Consider the following 1,049-nt stretch of genomic DNA (forward strand, 5'->3'; position numbering starts at 1 on the left):
CGGGCCGCCGGAGGCGCGCGGCGGTGCCGGCGCGGGCGCGGGCGCCGCCGCTCAGAGCAGCGCGGCCACCCGGTCCCGGTACGTGCGGACCGGGGCCGCGTCCTTGTACGGCTCGAGCCGCCGCTCGAAGTCGCGCACGTACTCCACGGCCCGCAGCGAGCGCATCTCCGCCGCCTGCCCGGCCGCCTCCGCGCCCAGCTGGCACGCCTGGTCCAGCTCGCCCAGCCCCAGACGGGCCGAGGCCAGCACCAGGCGGCAGAACAGCCGGCTGCGCGCGTACCCCGGCGAGCGCAGCTGCAGGGACCGCTCCGCGTACTGCGCGGCCGCGCGGTACTGCTGGAGGTCGCGGTGGCAGTGGCCGAACTCGTCGGCCAGCTGCGCCTCGTCGAAGAACCGCGCCCACGGCGGCGTCTCGTCCCCCGGCCGCGCCGCCTCCAGCGCCCGCTCCGCCCGCACCAGCGCGGCCGTGCACGCCCGCACCTCGCCCAGCACGCCGTGCGCCCGGGCCTCCACCGCGTGGAGCAGTGCCTGCACGACCTGCGGCGCCGCGCCCCCGACGCCCTGCTGCGCCACCCGCGCGAGCTGCACCGCCTCGCGCCCGTGGCCCAGGTACACCGCCTGCCGGCTCATCGAGACCAGCACGTACGCCCCGTACGCCCGGTCGCCCGCCGCCTGGCTGAGCCGCAGCGCCTGCACGAAGTACCGCTGGGCCAGCCCGTGCGCCCCGATGTCGTACGAGGTCCACCCGGCCAGCCGCGTCAGGTCGGCCACCGCGCCGAACAGCCGCCGCCCCAGCTTCTCCCCGTAGGCGCCGCGCAGCATCGGCTCCGCCTCGTGCTCCAGGTAGCGCACCAGGGCCTGCCGGGCGTGCCCGCCGCCGTAGGCGTGGTCGAGGGAGCGGAACAGCTCGCCGACCGAACGCAGCGCCGCGACGTCGCCGCCGGTGACCCGCTGGCCGGGGCTCCGCTCGGCCGCCCGCTCCGCGCCCCGCCCGCCCCGCTGGCGCGGCACCGCGGCGAGCGCCTGCGCGGGCTCCCGTCCGGACCGCC

At 79.4% G+C, this 1,049-nt stretch carries 1 protein-coding gene; it reads right to left on the reverse strand.

The window, feature by feature from the left end; genetic code table 11:
- Positions 1-51: 51 nt before the first annotated feature.
- On the reverse strand, positions 52-1,049 hold a 998-nt coding region (locus tag A2U95_RS21885; RefSeq protein WP_240957590.1), incomplete at its 5' end, for an NsdA family TPR-like regulatory protein.

Origin of the sequence: Streptomyces chilikensis (genome assembly GCF_001642695.1) — a bacterium.
GTDB classification, from domain to species: domain Bacteria; phylum Actinomycetota; class Actinomycetes; order Streptomycetales; family Streptomycetaceae; genus Streptomyces; species Streptomyces chilikensis.